The organism is Escherichia sp. 93.0816 (assembly GCF_013368855.2).
Taxonomy (GTDB): Bacteria; Pseudomonadota; Gammaproteobacteria; order Enterobacterales; family Enterobacteriaceae; genus Escherichia; species Escherichia ruysiae.
This window is the reverse complement of record NZ_JABWNC020000001.1, coordinates 238,855-253,029: the sequence shown is the minus strand read 5'-3', so window position 1 is coordinate 253,029 and position 14,175 is coordinate 238,855. Positions and strand designations below refer to the sequence as shown.

Here is a 14,175-nt window from a genome sequence, read left to right as displayed (position 1 = left end):
CTAATAGCCATTAACGCCGCTGATATTCCGCCATTCCCGCTTTACAGTCCACGCTTACCTGATAATGAATATCGGCACTTTTACCGCGCACAGTCAGCGGAACTGACCATTTATCATCTTTACCCTGAATATCCTGCAAACTGACCCACGCTACCGGATCAGCCTGACCAACGATTTTTTGATCGTCTGCCCAGCGCGCTACGCGGTTTTGTTGATAATCGCGTTTTACACTCGCGGCAATTCCGGCTGCATCCAGACCTTCACACTTTGGGAAAGTTACCGACTTGCTGGTTTCGTTATTTGCAGCGAACACTGATGCGCAGGCAGAAAGCAGTAACAGCCCCAACAACGCTCCTCTTTTTTTCATGTTTTTCTCCATAGCACAATGATTCAGGAGAAAGCATGGTACAAATTGTCAGGAGCGCAAGTTGCTTCAGGCGGCGTGGGTCTCATCTTCCGCATCGTTGCTATTATCGACCACCTGCGGAGACGGTAATTTGCCTGTTTTCAGAATGGTACTCAGGACATCTTTCTGTTCTGCCAGCCACAGTGAAAGAGCTTCACGTTGCTCGTCTTCCATTTTGACCGGGGAATTTGCCAGCCAGGTGTCGAGCAGATCCGCCGTATCAAGCATTTTGTCATAAGCATCGGCTTCCTTTTTGCTGGTAAACGACATCTTCTCTTCGCCCTCACGAATGACTACGTATTTAATTTCAACCGCCATTTGCAGCCTCTCATCATAACTGTAATTTTATACAGTATATTTCTTTTCAGTTGAGAAATCAACGCAAGCAATCAAGCAATAAAGACACACGCAAACGTTTTCGTTTATACTTCACGCGGAATTAATCAAGGGATATTCGTTATGACGTTATTAGGCACTGCGCTGCGTCCGGCAGCAACTCGCGTGATGTTATTAGGTTCCGGTGAACTGGGTAAAGAAGTGGCAATCGAGTGCCAGCGCCTCGGCGTAGAGGTGATTGCGGTTGATCGCTATGCCGACGCGCCAGCCATGCATGTCGCGCACCGCTCCCATGTCATTAATATGCTGGATGGTGATGCATTGCGCCGCGTGGTTGAACTGGAAAAGCCGCACTATATCGTGCCGGAGATTGAAGCTATTGCCACCGATATGCTGATCCAGCTTGAAGAGGAAGGACTGAATGTTGTCCCCTGCGCGCGCGCGACAAAATTAACCATGAATCGCGAGGGCATCCGCCGTCTGGCGGCAGAAGAGCTTCAAATTCCCACTTCAACGTATCGTTTTGCCGACAGCGAAAACCTTTTCCGCGAGGCGGTTGCCGCCATTGGCTATCCCTGTATTGTTAAACCGGTGATGAGTTCTTCCGGCAAGGGGCAGACATTTATTCGCTCTGCCGAACAACTTGCTCAGGCGTGGGAGTACGCCCAGCAAGGTGGTCGCGCCGGAGCGGGTCGTGTGATTGTTGAAGGCGTGGTTAAGTTTGACTTCGAAATTACACTACTGACCGTCAGCGCCGTGGATGGTGTCCATTTCTGTGCGCCAGTAGGTCATCGTCAGGAAGATGGAGACTACCGTGAATCATGGCAACCGCAGCAAATGAGCCCGCTTGCCCTTGAACGTGCGCAGGAGATTGCCCGTAAAGTGGTGCTGGCGCTGGGCGGTTATGGGCTGTTTGGTGTCGAGTTGTTTGTCTGTGGTGATGAGGTGATTTTCAGTGAAGTCTCCCCTCGCCCGCATGACACCGGGATGGTGACGTTAATTTCTCAGGATCTCTCAGAGTTTGCCCTGCATGTACGCGCGTTCCTTGGACTGCCTGTTGGTGGGATCCGCCAGTATGGTCCAGCCGCTTCAGCCGTTATCCTGCCGCAACTGACCAGTCAGAATGTCACGTTTGATAATGTGCAGAATGCCGTAGGCGCAGGTTTACAGATTAGATTATTTGGTAAGCCGGAAATTGATGGCAGCCGTCGTCTGGGTGTGGCTCTGGCGACCGCAGAGAGTGTTGATGAGGCGATTGAACGCGCGAAGCACGCCGCCGGTCAGGTGAAAGTGCAAGGTTAAATCTGTTAAAAGCAAGCGACAAAAATGCCCGATTCACAATCGGGCATTTTTAACTTTTACAGCTTAGCGCCTTCTACTGCTTCACGCGCCAGTTTAGTAATACGGTCGTAATCGCCCGCTTCCAGCGCATCTGCCGGAACCAGCCAGGAACCACCGATGCACAGTACGCTTTTCAGCGCCAGGTAATCACGGTAGTTAGCCGGAGAAATACCACCAGTCGGGCAGAAACGCACCTGGGAGAACGGACCTGCGATCGCCTGCAGGGCTTTCACGCCGCCGTTAGCTTCAGCCGGGAAGAATTTGAACTCTTTCAGGCCGTAGTCCATACCCAGCATCAGTTCGGAAACAGTGCTGATCCCTGGAATCAGAGGGATTGTACCTTCAGTCGCCGCTTTCAGCAGTGGCTCAGTCAGACCCGGGCTGATTGCGAACTGTGCACCCGCTTCGGTCACTTCTGCCAGTTGCTGTGGATTCAGCACCGTACCGGCACCCACAATCGCTTCAGGCACTTCTTTGGCGATAGCACGGATAGCATCAACTGCACACTCGGTACGCAGAGTCACTTCCAGAACGCGCACCCCACCAGCAACCAACGCTTTTGCCATCGGCACCGCGTGTTCCAGTTTCTTTACCACAATAACCGGTACAACCGGGCCGGTGGTCAGGATTGATTCTGCACTTGTTTTCCAGTTTTTCATCAGAGTTTTCTCTCGCCTGATTACAAATTTGTCGTCTTAAAAAGTGATACAGGTTGCGCCCTGTTCGGCACCGGACAGTTTTTCACGCAAGGCACTGAATAATTCACGTCCTGTTCCCACGCGTGACGCGCTCAGGTCAGGAATGTGCGGTTCGCGAGCAGCCAGTTCCGCTTCGTCTACCAGCAGCGTCAGTTCGCCTGTCTGTCCATTCACACGAATGATGTCCCCGTCGCGCACTTTTGCCAGCAGCCCGCCATCGTAGGCTTCTGGTGTTACGTGGATAGCTGACGGCACTTTACCTGAAGCACCAGAGAGTCGTCCATCAGTAACTAACGCAATTTTGAAACACCGGTCCAATAATACACCAAGTGGCGGCATGAGTTTATGTAATTCTGGCATTCCGTTCGCTTTTGGCCCCTGATGACGGACAACGACCACACAATCGCGGTCCAGCAAACCCGCTTCAAAGGCCGGCATAACGTCATGCTGGCTTTCAAAAACAACCGCAGGCGCTTCAATTACCTGATTTTCTACCGGCACGGCAGAGGTCTTCATAACCGCACGGCCCAGGTTACCGCTTAACACTTTTGTTCCGCCATGATGAGAGAAAGGCTGTTCGAAGGAAGCTATCACATTGCTGTCGAGCGATTTTTCTGCGCCTTCGCGCCAGTCCAGCTCACCGTTATTCAGCCACGGTTCGAGGGTATAACGCGAAAGGCCAAAACCCGCTACCGTGTTGACATCTTCATGCAGCAGACCCGCCTTGAGCAGTTCACGCACCAGCACCGGTACGCCGCCCGCCGCCTGGAAGTGGTTAATATCGGCCGGACCGTTCGGGTAGAGACGCGCCATCAGCGGTACGACATCAGAAAGATCAGAGAAGTCATCCCAGTTAATCTGAATACCCGCCGCACGCGCCATCGCCACCAGGTGCATTGTGTGGTTAGTGGAGCCGCCGGTCGCCAGCAGTGCCACGATGCCGTTCACCACCACTTTCTCGTCGATCATCTTACCGATCGGCATCCATTCATTACCATTGCCGGTCATGCGTGTAACCTGGCGCGCAGCGGCTGCGGTCAAAGCATCGCGCAGCGGAGAATCCGGATGAACAAAAGAAGAGCCTGGCAACTGCATCCCCATAAACTCCACCACCATCTGGTTGGTGTTGGCAGTACCGTAGAAAGTACATGTTCCCGGCGCATGATAAGACGCGGCTTCTGACTCCAGTAGTGCCATGCGGTCCACTTTACCTTCGGCATAAAGCTGGCGAATACGCACTTTTTCTTTATTTGGCAAACCGCTTGCCATTGGACCTGATGGCACAAATACCGCAGGCAGATGACCGAACGACAAAGCCGCCATCGTAAGCCCAGGGACAATCTTGTCACACACGCCAAGAAACAGTGCGCCATCAAACATATTATGGGACAGCCCCACCGCCGCAGACATTGCAATCACTTCGCGGCTTAGCAGCGACAGTTCCATGCCGTCCTGCCCCTGGGTTACACCATCGCACATAGCCGGAACACCACCTGCAACCTGACCGACCGCGTTGGCTTCATGCAGTGCTTTACGAATAATCTCCGGGTAGTGTTCATAAGGCTGGTGGGCAGAGAGCATGTCGTTGTAGGAGGTGATGATAGCAATATTGTTACGCAACATGCTTTTCAGAGAGGCTTTGTCTTCTGGCTGGCAGGCAGCGAAACCGTGTGCCAGGTTACCACATGCCAACTGCGAACGATGAACGGTCGAAGTTTTCGCTTGTTCGATCCGGGCGAGGTATGCAGAGCGAGTCTCGCGCGAACGTTCAATGATTCGATTTGTTACGCGTAACAATTGTGGATTCATAAAGGCTCCTGAAATTGAGTTGTCAGAGCAGGATGATTCACAACGCGTTTCATTCAGGAAAATTATGACTGAAACGCCTGTAACCGGAGCTCATAGGGCAGAAACGTTTCAGTCAGTGTAATAAAAAAAGCCTCGTGGGTGAATCCACACGAGGCTCAAAAGTGTAAAAATTACTCTACAATCTGTGCAAGATCATGTTACCGGTAAAATAACCCGTAAGGATAAGTCGAGATATTACTCAAACTCATTCCAGGAACGACCGTCACGAGTAATCATCGCCACCGAGGCAACAGGTCCCCAGGTTCCGGCCTGATACGGTTTCGGTGCATCGTTGTCCATCGCCCAGGCTTCAGTAATAGAATCCACCCATTTCCACGCTTCTTCTACTTCATCGCGACGCACAAACAACGCCTGAATACCGCGCATCGTTTCCAGCAACAGACGTTCGTAAGCATCAGCCAGATGTGTCTGATTAAAGGTTTCTGAATAGCTCAGATCCAGCTTAGTGATTTGCAGGTTATGTTTGTGGTCAAGACCCGGGACTTTATTCAGTACCTGGATATCCACGCCTTCATCAGGTTGCAGACGGATGGTTAATTTGTTCTGCGGCAGATCCTGCCAGGATTCTTTAAACAGATTCAGTTCTGGCGTTTTGAAATAGACCACCACTTCAGAGCATTTAGTCGGCAGACGTTTACCGGTACGCAGGTAGAACGGTACGCCAGCCCAGCGCCAGTTATCGATGTCGACGCGGATCGCCACGAAGGTTTCCGTGTTACTGCTTTTGTTCGCGCCCTCTTCTTCCAGATAACCCGGTACTTTTTTGCCCTGCGCAAAACCTGCGGTGTACTGCCCACGCACCGTCTTTTCACGCACGTTAGAGCGATCAATGCGGCGCAGCGACTTCAGTACTTTCACTTTTTCATCCCGGATGCTATCGGCACTCAGGTCAGACGGCGGAGACATCGCAATCATGCAGAGAATTTGTAGCAGGTGGTTCTGGATCATATCGCGCATCTGACCGGCTTTATCGAAATAGCCCCAGCGCCCTTCGATCCCAACCTCTTCTGCCACCGTGATCTCAACATGATCAATGGTGCGATTGTCCCAGTTGTTCACAAACAGTGAGTTAGCAAAACGCAGCGCCAGCAGGTTCAGTACCGTTTCTTTACCCAGATAGTGGTCGATACGGTAAACCTGGCACTCCTCGAAGTATTCGCCTACCTGATCGTTGATTTCACGCGAGGTCGCCAGCGACGTACCCAGCGGTTTTTCCATCACCACGCGTGCCGGTTTGCCGTTCAGCTTCGCCTCACCCAGCCCTTTGCAGATTGCACCAAAGGTGCCAGGAGGCATGGCAAAGTAGTTAATAGTGATACGATTTTTTTGATCCAGCATCGCACCGAGACGACTGAATGCAGCCGTATCATTGACGTCGAGATTACAAAAATCCAGACGCGCACTCAGGGTGTCCCATAAACCTTCATCAATGGTTTCTTTCATGAAAGTTTCGAGCGCCTCGCGGACAACTTTGGTATATGCCGCTTTATCCCAGTCAGCACGCCCTACGCCGATAATCCGGGTGTCTGGGTTGAGCTGACCGGCTTTTTCCAGTTGATACAGGGAAGGCAGCAATTTACGACGCGCAAGGTCGCCTTTCGCGCCGAAAATGACCAGGTCACAGGCCTGGGCTGTTTGCGTTACCGCCATGTCATTCTCCTTAGGTTAACTAACCCGGTACTTAAGCCTGGGTATAATTGTAATTTTCTTACGGTGCACTGTACTGCTTTTACGAGCTTGCGAAAACTGTAAACGCTTATCCACCCGTGCGATTACGGCAAAAGCGCGTAAAGTGCGGCAAAACTGATAAAAAAACCATCGTTTTCCTTTGGGTAAAAATCTGACACTGATCATGTTATGAAAAAAAATAACAACTTTTTTATCTGCTTTTGTCATTAACACAGCACACAGGCGTAATATCTGACAAAACTGCATTTCGATTTCTTTCAGTGTGGAAATCGTCATTACCCGTGAGTCTCTTTACATCATGAATATGCTGGAAAAAATCCAGTCTCAGCTGGAACATTTGAGCAAATCAGAACGCAAAGTTGCCGAGGTCATTCTTGTCTCGCCCGACAACGCGATCCATTCGAGTATTGCTGCGCTGGCACTGGAAGCCAATGTTAGCGAACCTACAGTCAATCGTTTCTGTCGCAGCATGGACACACGCGGTTTTCCTGATTTTAAACTGCATCTGGCGCAAAGTCTGGCTAATGGCACACCCTATGTTAATCGCAACGTCAGTGAAGATGACAGCGTTGAATCATACACAGGGAAAATATTTGAGTCGGCAATGGCTACTCTCGATCACGTCCGCCACTCGCTGGATAAGTCCGCCGTCAATCGTGCTGTTGATCTCCTCACCCAGGCGAAGAAAATTGCCTTTTTCGGGTTAGGTTCTTCTGCCGCTGTTGCTCACGATGCAATGAATAAGTTTTTTCGCTTCAATGTTCCGGTGATCTACTCGGACGATATCGTACTGCAGCGAATGAGTTGTATGAACTGTAGCGATGGAGACGTCGTTGTGTTGATTTCCCACACCGGCAGGACCAAAAATCTGGTTGAACTGGCACAACTAGCGCGGGAAAACGACGCAATGGTGATTGCCCTCACCTCTGCTGGTACACCACTCGCCCGGGAAGCAACGCTGGCAATTACCCTCGACGTACCGGAAGATACTGACATTTATATGCCCATGGTCTCTCGACTTGCCCAGTTGACCGTGATAGATGTGCTGGCAACAGGATTTACTTTGCGACGCGGCGCAAAATTCAGAGATAACTTGAAGCGGGTCAAGGAAGCTCTCAAGGAATCGCGTTTTGATAAGCAGTTACTTAATTTAAGTGACGATCGTTAAAACGATTGCCACTGTTCTAATCTTATACGACATCCGAATGAGATTAATTTATCGCCAAAATGGCTTTATTTCATTCGGATTTCATGTTCAAGCAACACCTTGTTGTTTCAGTCAACGGAGTATTACATGTCCAGAAGGCTTCGCAGAACCAAAATCGTTACCACGTTAGGCCCTGCTACTGATCGCGATAATAACCTTGAAAAAGTTATCGCTGCCGGCGCAAACGTTGTACGTATGAACTTTTCTCACGGCTCGCCTGAAGATCACAAAATGCGCGCGGATAAAGTTCGTGAAATTGCCGCAAAACTGGGGCGTCATGTGGCTATTCTGGGTGACCTTCAGGGGCCAAAGATTCGCGTATCTACCTTTAAAGAAGGTAAGGTATTCCTCAATATTGGGGATAAATTCCTGCTGGACGCCAACCTGGGGAAAGGTGAAGGCGATAAAGAAAAAGTCGGTATCGACTATAAAGGATTGCCTGCTGACGTCGTGCCTGGCGATATTTTGCTGCTCGACGACGGTCGCGTTCAGTTAAAAGTGCTGGAAGTCCAGGGCATGAAAGTGTTCACCGAAGTGACCGTCGGCGGCCCTCTCTCCAACAATAAAGGGATCAACAAACTCGGCGGCGGCCTGTCGGCTGAAGCACTGACCGAGAAAGATAAAGCAGATATCCAGACTGCGGCGCTGATTGGCGTGGATTACCTGGCTGTCTCCTTCCCTCGCTGCGGCGAAGATCTGAACTATGCTCGCCGTCTGGCGCGCGACGCAGGTTGTGATGCGAAAATTGTCGCCAAGGTTGAACGTGCAGAAGCCGTTTGCAGCCAGGACGCGATGGACGACATTATTCTCGCCTCTGACGTGGTGATGGTTGCACGTGGCGACCTCGGCGTAGAAATTGGCGATCCTGAACTGGTCGGCATTCAGAAAGCGTTGATTCGTCGCGCGCGTCAGCTGAACCGCGCGGTAATCACTGCGACCCAGATGATGGAGTCAATGATTACCAACCCAATGCCGACTCGTGCAGAAGTTATGGACGTGGCAAACGCCGTGCTGGATGGTACTGACGCAGTAATGTTGTCTGCAGAAACCGCTGCGGGTCAGTATCCGTCAGAAACCGTTGCAGCCATGGCGCGCGTTTGCCTGGGTGCGGAAAAAATCCCAAGCATCAACGTGTCTAAACATCGTCTGGACGTTCAGTTCGACAATGTGGAAGAAGCTATCGCCATGTCCGCGATGTATGCGGCTAACCACCTGAAAGGTGTTACCGCTATCATCACCATGACCGAATCAGGTCGTACCGCGCTGATGACTTCCCGTATCAGCTCCGGACTGCCGATTTTTGCGATGTCTCGCCATGAGCGCACCCTGAATCTGACTGCGCTTTATCGTGGTGTAACGCCGGTCTATTTTGACAGCGCGAATGATGGCGTGGTTGCTGCCAGCGAAGCGGTAAATCTGCTGCGCGATAAGGGCTACCTGATGTCTGGTGACCTGGTAATTGTCACCCAGGGCGATGTGATGAGTACCGTGGGTTCTACCAATACCACGCGTATTTTAACCGTAGAGTAAGTACATTGCCGGATACGGTGAAAACGCCTTGTCCGGCCTGCAATTCAATGATAATTCAACAGATTTGAAGCAAACTTGAACTTATCATCAGACGAAAGCCTCTCTTCGTGAGAGGCTTTTTCTATTTGATAGGATAAAGATCTTTACGTTTATAAGGCTGGATTTCGCCCGGTTTGCGAGTCTTGAGCAATTTTAAAATCCAGGTGTATTGCTCTGGTCGCGGACCAACAAAAATCTCGACTTCTTCATTCATCCGCCGCGCAATGGTATGGTCATCAGCCTCTGACAAGTCATCCATCGGCGGGCGCACCTGAATCGTCAAACGATGCGTCTTGCCGTCATAAATCGGAAACAACGGTACGACACGCGCACGACACACTTTCATCAGACGACCAATCGCGGGCAGCGTCGCTTTATAGGTTGCAAAGAAATCAACAAATTCACTGTGCTCCGGGCCATGATCCTGATCGGGCAAATAATAGCCCCAGTACCCCTGACGAACCGACTGGATGAACGGTTTTATGCCGTCATTCCTCGCATGTAGACGACCGCCAAAGCGACGACGCACGGTGTTCCAGACATAATCAAAAACCGGATTGCCCTGATTATGGAACATCGCCGCCATTTTCTGCCCTTGCGAGGCCATCAGCATCGCGGGGATATCTACCGCCCAGCCGTGCGGCACCAGAAAGATCACTTTCTCGTCGTTACGCCGCATCTCTTCGATGATTTCCAGTCCCTGCCAGTCTACGCGCGGCTGAATTTTTTCCGGCCCGCGTATCGCCAGTTCTGCCATCATCGCCATCGCCTGCGGCGCTGTGGCAAACATCTCATCCACAATCGCTTCGCGTTCAGCTTCGCTACGTTCTGGAAAGCAAAGAGACAGATTGATTAACGCACGACGACGTGAGCTTTTACCCAATCGTCCGGCAAAACGTCCCAGCCGCGCCAGAATGGGATCGCGGAATTTCGGAGGAGTTAAGGCAATGCCGGCCATCGCCGCCACACCCAACCAGGCTCCCCAGTAACGCGGATGGCGAAAGGATTTATCAAACTCAGGAATGTATTCACTATTATTTTTTTTCGTTTCCATGCTTTTCCAGTTTCGGATAAGGCAAATATCAATCTGCTGATAGTGTAGCGGCGCAACTTGCCCCGCACCAAATAAAAAAGCCGGTACTGACTGCGTACCGGCTGCGAATGGGTGTTAATTAATCAAACTGTAGCTGCGGCACAATCTCTTTGGCCTGCGCCAGGAACTCACTGCGATCGGAGCCAGTCAGCCCTTCGGTACGCGGCAGTTTCGCCGTCAGCGGGTTTACGGCCTGCTGGTTGATCCATACTTCATAGTGCAAATGCGGCCCGGTTGAACGCCCGGTATTACCAGAAAGCGCGATACGATCGCCACGTTTTACCTTCTGCCCCGGTTTCACCAGAATCTTGCGCAGGTGCATATAACGCGTGGTATAGGTGCGGCCATGACGGATCGCAACATAATAACCTGCGGCGCCACTGCGTTTGGCTACAACCACTTCACCGTCACCCACCGAAAGTACCGGCGTACCCTGTGGCATCGCGAAATCAACGCCCCTGTGCGGCGCAACGCGGCCTGTTACCGGGTTCAGACGACGCGGGTTAAAGTTAGACGAGATACGGAACTGCTTCGCCGTCGGGAATCGCAAGAATCCTTTCGCCAGACCAGTACCGTTACGATCATAGAACTTGCCATCTTCGGCACGGATAGCGTAATAATCCTTACCTTCGGAACGCAAACGTACGCCCAGTAACTGGCTTTGCTCACGTTTGCCATCAAGCATTTCACGTGACATTAATACCGCAAATTCATCGCCTTTTTTAACCTTCCGAAAGTCCATCTGCCACTGTAACGCTTTAATCACGGCACTCACTTCAGCACTGGTTAAACCAGCACTTCTGGCGCTGGCAACAAAGCTCGACCCTACAGTGCCTTTCAGTAGATTATTAACCCACTCCCCTTGCTGCATTTCGCTGGTCATTTTAAAACCGTTTGCTGCAGTGCGGTCATAGGTACGCGTTTCCCGACGAGAAACTTCCCAGGTCAGACGTTGTAAATCGCCCTCTGCGGTTAATGTCCAGGTGAGTTGTTGACCAATTTTCAGGTTACGCAGATCTTTATCCGCAGCAGCCAGTTGGGTGATATCACCCATATCAATACCATATTGATTGAGGATGCTACTTAGCGTATCGCCTGTGGAAACAACATATTCATGCACACCCGCTTCTCCGGCGATCTTGTCGTCCAGTTCATCTTGCGGAATGGCTTCATCTTCTTGTGCGGCTTGATCAATCGGTTCACTGGCTTCAGGTAAGAGTGAACGGATTTCGTTTTGTTCCAGCTCAATGGTTTTAACAATTGGCGTGGCGTCGCGGTGGTAAACATAGGGCCGCCAGACAGCGACGGCCAGAGTAAGAACGGTGAGCGACCCCAACATAACGCGGTGTGGTCGCGGTAAATTATTAAACGCCAGGGCGACAGAGCGGGCTATCTGTTGCACGTAATCACTTCCTCATTAATCTCCTTTCAGGCAGCTCGCGTACTGGTTGGCTAATTGATTCAGAAATTCTGAATAGCTTGTTTTACCCAGTTTGATATTCGTCCCAAGGGGATCCAACGTTCCCATACGAACGGATGTCCCTCGTGCGACGCTTTCAACGACCGCTGGCCTGAACTGTGGTTCAGCAAAAACGCAGGTTGCTTTTTGCTCAACCAACTGTGTTCTTATTTCATGTAAACGCTGCGCGCCCGGTTGAATCTCTGGGTTAACGGTAAAATGACCAAGCGGTGTCAGTCCGAATTGTTTTTCGAAGTAGCCGTAAGCATCATGAAAAACGAAATAACCTTTTCCCTTGAGCGGCGCGAGCTCATTACCAACCTGTTTATCGGTTGCAACTAATTGTGCCTCAAAATCCTTCAGGTTGGCGTCAAGTTTGGCTCGACTTTGCGGCATAAGTTCCACTAATTTTTCATGGATTGCAACCGCTGTAGCCCGCGCTATCTCTGGGGAGAGCCAAAGATGCATGTTGAAATCGCCGTGATGGTGATCTTCGTCACTTTTTTCCGCGTGGTTATGATCATCATCATCGCCGTGAATACTTTTCATCAGCATCGGTTTCACATCATCTAGCTGCGCAATCGTTACCTGTTTCGCCTCAGGTAATTTGCTCACCGGCTTTTGCATAAACGCTTCCATCTCCGGGCCAACCCAGACGACTAAGTCCGCGTTCTGTAAGCGTTTTACATCCGATGGACGCAGTGAATAATCGTGTTCAGAAGCACCATCAGGCAGTAATACTTCAGTCTCTGTTACCCCATCAGCAATGGCGGAAGCGATGAATCCAATAGGTTTAAGCGAAGCAACAACGGCGGCATCTGCCGCCTGTGTTGCACCACCCCAGAGAGCGGCGGATAATGCTGCGAAAAGAAGCGTTTTTTTATGTAACATAATGCGACCAATCATCGTAATGAATACAAGAAGTGTGATATTATAACATTTCATGACTACTGCAAGACTAAAATTAACATGACAAGTCTGGTTTCCCTGGAAAATGTCTCGGTTTCTTTTGGCCAACGCCGCGTCCTCTCTGATGTGTCGCTGGAACTTAAACCTGGAAAAATTTTGACCTTACTTGGGCCGAACGGCGCAGGTAAGTCGACGCTGGTGCGGGTTGTGCTCGGGCTGGTAACACCAGATGAAGGTGTTATCAAGCGCCACGGAAAACTGCGTATCGGCTACGTGCCGCAAAAGCTCTATCTCGACACCACGTTGCCACTGACCGTAAACCGTTTTTTACGCTTACGCCCCGGGACATATAAAGAAGACATTCTGCCTGCACTGAAACGCGTTCAGGCCGGGCATCTGATTGACGCACCAATGCAAAAGCTCTCTGGCGGCGAAACGCAGCGTGTACTGCTGGCGCGCGCGTTGTTAAATCAACCGCAATTATTAGTGCTGGATGAACCCACTCAAGGCGTGGATGTAAATGGTCAGGTTGCGTTGTACGACCTGATTGATCAACTGCGTCGCGAACTGGATTGTGGCGTATTAATGGTTTCTCACGATCTGCATCTGGTGATGGCAAAAACCGATGAAGTACTTTGCCTCAATCACCACATCTGTTGTTCCGGCACACCGGAAGTCGTTTCCCTGCATCCAGAATTTATTTCGATGTTTGGACCTCGCGGTGCTGAGCAGCTGGGTATATATCGCCATCATCATAATCACCGCCATGATTTACAGGGGCGGATTATTCTGCGTCGGGGAAATGATCGCTCATGATTGAATTATTATTTCCTGGTTGGTTAGCCGGGATCATGCTGGCCTGTGCTGCAGGTCCGCTGGGTTCGTTTGTTGTCTGGCGCCGTATGTCTTATTTCGGCGACACGCTGGCGCATGCATCTTTACTTGGCGTCGCGTTTGGCCTGCTACTGGATGTGAATCCTTTCTATGCAGTGATTGCGGTTACGCTATTACTGGCGGGTGGTCTGGTATGGCTGGAGAAGCGCCCACAACTGGCGATCGATACATTATTGGGAATTATGGCGCACAGTGCTTTGTCGCTGGGTCTGGTCGTCGTCAGCCTGATGTCTAACATTCGCGTTGACTTGATGGCATACCTGTTCGGTGATTTGCTGGCAGTGACGCCGGAAGATCTGATCTCCATTGCGATTGGCGTGGTCATCGTGGTGGCAATTCTGTTCTGGCAATGGCGCAATTTACTGTCGATGACGATTAGCCCGGATCTGGCGTTTGTTGATGGCGTGAAATTACAGCGCGTAAAATTATTGTTGATGCTGGTGACGGCATTGACGATTGGCGTGGCAATGAAATTTGTCGGCGCGTTGATTATTACCTCGCTGCTGATTATTCCTGCGGCTACTGCACGTCGTTTTGCCCGCACGCCGGAGCAGATGGCTGGTGTCGCTGTTTTGGTGGGGATGATTGCCGTAACCGGTGGTTTAACCTTTTCCGCGTTTTACGATACGCCAGCAGGCCCGTCGGTGGTGCTGTGTGCGGCGCTGTTGTTTATTATCAGTATGATGAAAAAGCAAGCCAACTAAA

At 50.9% G+C, this 14,175-nt stretch carries 14 protein-coding genes; 5 read left to right on the top strand and 9 right to left on the bottom strand.

Going from position 1 to position 14,175, the window contains the following annotated elements:
* Nucleotides 1-10: 10 nt before the first annotated feature.
* Both yebF and yebG read right to left on the bottom strand, forming a co-directional pair.
* Nucleotides 11-367, bottom strand: a complete 357-nt coding sequence (gene yebF, locus HEM79_RS01310) for a protein YebF (protein ID WP_010345796.1) — start codon at nt 365-367, stop codon at nt 11-13.
* Nucleotides 368-433: 66 nt separating this feature from the next.
* A complete protein-coding gene (gene yebG / locus HEM79_RS01305; RefSeq protein ID WP_000257576.1) occupies nt 434-724 on the bottom strand; it encodes a DNA damage-inducible protein YebG in 291 nt (96 codons plus the stop codon).
* A 141-nt stretch (nt 725-865) separates the two neighbouring features.
* Here yebG and purT point away from each other — a divergent pair, with 141 nt between their 5' ends.
* Nucleotides 866-2,044, top strand: a complete 1,179-nt coding sequence (gene purT, locus HEM79_RS01300; protein WP_176241192.1) for a formate-dependent phosphoribosylglycinamide formyltransferase — start codon at nt 866-868, stop codon at nt 2,042-2,044.
* Between the two features lie 56 nt (nt 2,045-2,100).
* Here purT and kdgA read toward each other — a convergent pair whose 3' ends face one another.
* From kdgA to HEM79_RS01280, 4 genes are all read right to left on the bottom strand, one after another.
* Nucleotides 2,101-2,742: a bifunctional 4-hydroxy-2-oxoglutarate aldolase/2-dehydro-3-deoxy-phosphogluconate aldolase gene (gene kdgA, locus HEM79_RS01295; RefSeq protein WP_000800512.1), complete on the bottom strand. Its 642-nt coding sequence runs from the start codon at nt 2,740-2,742 to the stop codon at nt 2,101-2,103.
* A 36-nt stretch (nt 2,743-2,778) separates the two neighbouring features.
* Entirely contained in the window at nt 2,779-4,590 is a 1,812-nt protein-coding gene (gene edd / locus HEM79_RS01290) for a phosphogluconate dehydratase (RefSeq protein WP_001069467.1), read from the bottom strand.
* Nucleotides 4,591-4,824: 234 nt separating this feature from the next.
* Nucleotides 4,825-6,300, bottom strand: a complete 1,476-nt coding sequence (gene zwf, locus HEM79_RS01285) for a glucose-6-phosphate dehydrogenase (protein WP_000301722.1) — start codon at nt 6,298-6,300, stop codon at nt 4,825-4,827.
* 15 nt (nt 6,301-6,315) lie between these two features.
* A complete protein-coding gene (locus HEM79_RS01280) occupies nt 6,316-6,615 on the bottom strand; it encodes a hypothetical protein (protein WP_000156104.1) in 300 nt (99 codons plus the stop codon).
* Nucleotides 6,616-6,637: 22 nt separating this feature from the next.
* On the opposite strand from HEM79_RS01280, the gene hexR reads away from it, so the two are divergent.
* Nucleotides 6,638-7,507 (top strand): DNA-binding transcriptional regulator HexR, encoded by an 870-nt coding sequence (hexR, locus tag HEM79_RS01275; RefSeq protein WP_001056712.1) that lies wholly within the window; start codon nt 6,638-6,640, stop codon nt 7,505-7,507.
* Nucleotides 7,508-7,633: 126 nt separating this feature from the next.
* A complete protein-coding gene (gene pyk / locus HEM79_RS01270) occupies nt 7,634-9,076 on the top strand; it encodes a pyruvate kinase (RefSeq protein WP_000091160.1) in 1,443 nt (480 codons plus the stop codon).
* A 121-nt stretch (nt 9,077-9,197) separates the two neighbouring features.
* Here the strand turns inward: pyk and lpxM are convergent, their stop codons facing one another.
* From lpxM to znuA, 3 genes are all read right to left on the bottom strand, one after another.
* On the bottom strand, nt 9,198-10,169 hold the full coding sequence (lpxM, locus tag HEM79_RS01265) for a lauroyl-Kdo(2)-lipid IV(A) myristoyltransferase (protein ID WP_010357026.1): 972 nt from the start codon (nt 10,167-10,169) through the stop codon (nt 9,198-9,200).
* Nucleotides 10,170-10,287: 118 nt separating this feature from the next.
* Nucleotides 10,288-11,610, bottom strand: a complete 1,323-nt coding sequence (gene mepM / locus HEM79_RS01260; RefSeq protein WP_001184035.1) for a murein DD-endopeptidase MepM — start codon at nt 11,608-11,610, stop codon at nt 10,288-10,290.
* A 15-nt stretch (nt 11,611-11,625) separates the two neighbouring features.
* Nucleotides 11,626-12,558: a zinc ABC transporter substrate-binding protein ZnuA gene (znuA, locus tag HEM79_RS01255; protein ID WP_024195121.1), complete on the bottom strand. Its 933-nt coding sequence runs from the start codon at nt 12,556-12,558 to the stop codon at nt 11,626-11,628.
* A gap of 78 nt (nt 12,559-12,636) precedes the next feature.
* Here znuA and znuC point away from each other — a divergent pair, with 78 nt between their 5' ends.
* Both znuC and znuB read left to right on the top strand, forming a co-directional pair.
* Nucleotides 12,637-13,392, top strand: coding sequence for a zinc ABC transporter ATP-binding protein ZnuC (gene znuC, locus HEM79_RS01250; RefSeq protein WP_000202981.1), 756 nt, complete (start codon nt 12,637-12,639; stop codon nt 13,390-13,392).
* On the top strand, nt 13,389-14,174 hold the full coding sequence (gene znuB / locus HEM79_RS01245) for a zinc ABC transporter permease subunit ZnuB (RefSeq protein ID WP_000571472.1): 786 nt from the start codon (nt 13,389-13,391) through the stop codon (nt 14,172-14,174). The genes znuC and znuB overlap by 4 nt, the downstream gene beginning before the upstream one ends.
* Nucleotide 14,175 lies beyond the last annotated feature (1 nt).

Excerpts from the sequence above, each read along its gene's own strand:
- kdgA (WP_000800512.1), bottom strand. The coding sequence starts at position 2,742 with ATGAAAAACTGGAAAACAAGTGCAGAATCAATCCTGACCACCGGCCCG.
- hexR (WP_001056712.1), top strand. The coding sequence starts at position 6,638 with ATGAATATGCTGGAAAAAATCCAGTCTCAGCTGGAACATTTGAGCAAA.
- yebF (WP_010345796.1), bottom strand. The coding sequence starts at position 367 with ATGAAAAAAAGAGGAGCGTTGTTGGGGCTGTTACTGCTTTCTGCCTGC.
- znuA (WP_024195121.1), bottom strand. The coding sequence starts at position 12,558 with ATGTTACATAAAAAAACGCTTCTTTTCGCAGCATTATCCGCCGCTCTC.
- yebG (WP_000257576.1), bottom strand. The coding sequence starts at position 724 with ATGGCGGTTGAAATTAAATACGTAGTCATTCGTGAGGGCGAAGAGAAG.
- lpxM (WP_010357026.1), bottom strand. The coding sequence starts at position 10,169 with ATGGAAACGAAAAAAAATAATAGTGAATACATTCCTGAGTTTGATAAA.
- HEM79_RS01280 (WP_000156104.1), bottom strand. The coding sequence starts at position 6,615 with ATGACGATTTCCACACTGAAAGAAATCGAAATGCAGTTTTGTCAGATA.
- znuB (WP_000571472.1), top strand. The coding sequence starts at position 13,389 with ATGATTGAATTATTATTTCCTGGTTGGTTAGCCGGGATCATGCTGGCC.
- purT (WP_176241192.1), top strand. The coding sequence starts at position 866 with ATGACGTTATTAGGCACTGCGCTGCGTCCGGCAGCAACTCGCGTGATG.
- pyk (WP_000091160.1), top strand. The coding sequence starts at position 7,634 with ATGTCCAGAAGGCTTCGCAGAACCAAAATCGTTACCACGTTAGGCCCT.
- edd (WP_001069467.1), bottom strand. The coding sequence starts at position 4,590 with ATGAATCCACAATTGTTACGCGTAACAAATCGAATCATTGAACGTTCG.
- zwf (WP_000301722.1), bottom strand. The coding sequence starts at position 6,300 with ATGGCGGTAACGCAAACAGCCCAGGCCTGTGACCTGGTCATTTTCGGC.
- znuC (WP_000202981.1), top strand. The coding sequence starts at position 12,637 with ATGACAAGTCTGGTTTCCCTGGAAAATGTCTCGGTTTCTTTTGGCCAA.